The organism is Vibrio sp. 10N.261.52.A1, assembly GCF_002876325.1.
In the GTDB taxonomy this organism is placed as follows: Bacteria; Pseudomonadota; Gammaproteobacteria; order Enterobacterales; family Vibrionaceae; genus Vibrio; species Vibrio chagasii.
Window position 1 is genome coordinate 1 of record NZ_MCYD01001240.1, and the last position, 3,378, is coordinate 3,378.

Genomic DNA, 3,378 nt, shown 5'->3' on the forward strand with positions numbered 1-3,378 from the left:
TTAAATACGCTGACCAATGATATATCTTACAGTAACTCAGATACCACATCGGCTAATTGGTGGAAAGTTTCACGACGTGATGAGCTTGGTCGCCACACAAGGCCGATGTCGCGGTATGCTTGCTGACCTGGAGGATCGATCACAACGAGATTCTGGTTTTCCAATAAACCGTGATCGATAGCCATCTGCGGGATAAAGGTAGTACCTAAACCGTTCGCGACCATTTGCACTAAGGTGTGGAGACTCGTTGCTGTGAATGGGTTGATCTTCTCTTTATCAGTTAACTTACACGCTGATACTGCGTGTTCGGTTAAACAGTGCTCGTTCTCCAACAAGAATACAGACTCGTCTGGTAGGTCATCGTATTTAATTGGTACACGAATACCGTCAGCTTGATTACGGCTGATCACCATTCTAAAAGGATCTTGCCCAACCACTTTGCTCTCCATGTTGTCGATATCAACAGGCAGAGCCAGAATCAATACATCTAACTCACCATGGCGCAGTGCCGCGAGTAAGTTCGTTGTCGTGTCTTCACGTAGCAGTAAGTTTAGCTGAGGAAAGCGCTGGTTGGCTTCTTGTACCAAATCGCACAAAAGAAATGGCGCAATGGTAGGAATGCACCCAACTCGCAGCTGACCTTGCATCGCATCGCCGTTACATAGGTTTCCGAGTTCAACCAAATCTTGCCCTTTCGCCAATAGCTCTCGACCGTGCTTCACCACCAGCTCTCCCGCTTGAGTAAAAACAAGTGGGCTCTTCTTATCTTTTTTCTCATACAGAGGGCAACCGATCAGCTCTTCTAGGTTTTGAATACCTTTACTAAGAGTTGATTGGCTGACGAAACAACGATCAGCGGCGTCGCTAAAGTGACGTGTTTCGTGAAGAGTAACAAGATAGTGAAGTTGCTTAAGACTTGGCCATTTATTCATGAAATTACTTTGTAATATGAGTAGGATAAGTTACACGAAGGTCCTAAGACCTAAGAAAAGGACAAAGAATAAGCTTATCGCTTTTTTCGATGAACTTAATCTATTTAATTCGCTTTTTTCTATAGTACCGATTGTACTATAGTTTGTCGCGTAGAAACGGAGCCCAAACAAAGATGTGTTGGGCCAACTAATTTTTTAGGAGATTCCAAAATGGTACTAGTAGGTCGTCAAGCCCCTGACTTTACTGCAGCAGCTGTTCTAGGTAACGGTGAGATCGTTGATAACTTCAACTTCGCAGAATTCACTAAAGGTAAGAAAGCGGTTGTTTTCTTCTACCCACTAGACTTCACTTTCGTTTGTCCTTCAGAGCTAATCGCTTTCGACAACCGTCTAGAAGATTTCCAAGCTAAAGGCGTTGAAGTAATCGGTGTTTCTATCGATTCTCAATTCTCTCACAACGCATGGCGTAACACTGCTATCGCTGACGGCGGTATCGGTCAAGTTAAATACCCACTAGTTGCTGACGTTAAGCACGAAATCTGTAAAGCATACGATGTTGAGCACCCAGAAGCAGGCGTTGCTTTCCGTGGTTCTTTCCTAATCGACGCTGACGGTCTTGTACGTCACCAAGTAGTTAACGATCTTCCACTAGGTCGTAACATCGACGAAATGCTACGCATGGTAGACGCACTAAACTTCCACGAGAAGAACGGTGAAGTTTGTCCTGCACAATGGGAAGAAGGTAAATCAGGTATGGACGCATCTCCAAAAGGTGTTGCAGCATTCCTATCTGAGCACGCTGACGACCTAAGCAAGTAATTACATTCTTAAGCCCGACTCAACACGGGTGAATGGTTGGATGACTCTCTATAAAGAGAAATAAAGCATAAGCTACAGCGCAAAGCGCATCGCCAATCAGTTAAGAAGTAAAGTCTTATTCAAAGCCCGAAGTTAACGCTTCGGGCTTTTTGCATCTATTGCTTCAACAATGGTTTATTGCTTGCTCATCTCCACTATGAATAGGGGTAACCGCAAAGCGAAACTTTACCTCTATTTTCCTCTATCGCTACCTATTCAGAATCGTCTCAAGATTGCTATGATTTCCACAGTCTCAATTTGAACGAGTAAAATATCATGAACATCGAAATTGAAGTTTGTATCGATAACCTAGAATCTCTACACAATGCCCTAGCAGGCGGAGCGAATCGTATTGAGCTCTGCTCTTCACTAGCACTTGGTGGATTAACTCCAAGCCTAGGAATGATGAAGCAAGCCGCTCGCATCTCATCGGTCCCCGTGTACGCAATGATTCGCCCAAGGCAAGGCGACTTCATCTTCGATAATGACGATATGATGTGCATGCTTGATGATATCCAAGCCGCTGCCGGTGCTGGTTTAGATGGAGTGGTGTTAGGTGTGCTTACCGCTCAAGGTGAAATAGACATGGTTGTGATGAAAGCACTAACCTCAAAAGCCCACCAGCTAAAACTCGGCGTGACCTTTCACCGTGCTATAGACCAACTTAAGGATTACCAAACAGCTCTAGAACAGATTATCGAACTTGGTTGTGAACGTGTTTTAACTTCAGGGTTAGCAAGTAACGCGGAACAAGGAAAAGACATTCTCAAGGAAATGGTTACGCTCACTCAAGGCCGCTTAGATATTATGGCAGGGGCTGGCGTTACCGCTGTAAATGGCCAAGAAATTCTTAATCACACTGGCGTTCAAGCACTGCATCTATCTGGCAAGTCGACAAGACCAAGCTTAATGACACAAGCCTCTCAAGCTCAAATGGGGCGTGATGATGTAGATGATTACTTAATCCCTGTAACGAGTACGGCAAAGATTCAAGATCTGATAGCCTCGCTTAACATATAGATAAACACCGAGAGCTGACTAAACACCAACACAACATGGCTAGTAAAAGCTTAGAAGTCACGTATATTAGTAAACTCATATGGCGACTCATGGAATGTTATGGCTAAGGATCTATTCAGCTCTCTTGATTTAAACCTATTGCGTACCTTTTTGATTGTTTACCAGGAAAAAAACACCAGAAAGGCAGCGGATCGTTTATTCGTTTCTCAGCCAGCAGTGAGTCAAGCTCTACAGAAACTGCGTCATCACTTTTCGGATGATCTATTCGTGAAAGTACATGGAGGGTTACAAGCTACTGCTTTTTCGGAACAACTAGCTAACGAGATAACACCTCATCTCGACGGTCTAATGACAGCCGTCAATTCTTCAAATATATTTGACCCACAAGATATCGATTATCCAATCAAGATTGCATTATCTCCTGTTGTGTTAGCCTGCTTATCGGGCTCTTTGTACCGTGAAATCATGGCTCAAGCCCCTAACTCAAAACTAGAGCTAACAAGCTGGACAAACACATCTGTTGACGATTTACAAAAAGGGGAAGTATTGCTAGGTATATCTTATGAGT

The 3,378-nt window shown here is 43.8% G+C and carries 4 protein-coding genes; 3 read left to right on the top strand and 1 reads right to left on the bottom strand.

The features are described 5' to 3' along the window. Nucleotides 1-26 precede the first annotated feature (26 nt). A complete protein-coding gene (locus BCT81_RS26185) occupies nt 27-932 on the bottom strand; it encodes a hydrogen peroxide-inducible genes activator (protein WP_017632986.1) in 906 nt (301 codons plus the stop codon). A gap of 210 nt (nt 933-1,142) precedes the next feature. Between BCT81_RS26185 and BCT81_RS26190 the strand changes: the two genes are divergently transcribed. The 3 genes from BCT81_RS26190 to BCT81_RS26200 form a co-directional block, all read left to right on the top strand. Next, nucleotides 1,143-1,751, top strand: a complete 609-nt coding sequence (locus BCT81_RS26190; RefSeq protein ID WP_004740353.1) for a peroxiredoxin C — start codon at nt 1,143-1,145, stop codon at nt 1,749-1,751. A 315-nt stretch (nt 1,752-2,066) separates the two neighbouring features. After that, a complete protein-coding gene (locus BCT81_RS26195; RefSeq protein WP_102426357.1) occupies nt 2,067-2,810 on the top strand; it encodes a copper homeostasis protein CutC in 744 nt (247 codons plus the stop codon). 99 nt (nt 2,811-2,909) lie between these two features. Continuing rightward, on the top strand, nt 2,910-3,378 hold a 469-nt coding region (locus BCT81_RS26200; RefSeq protein ID WP_133152734.1), incomplete at its 3' end, for a LysR family transcriptional regulator.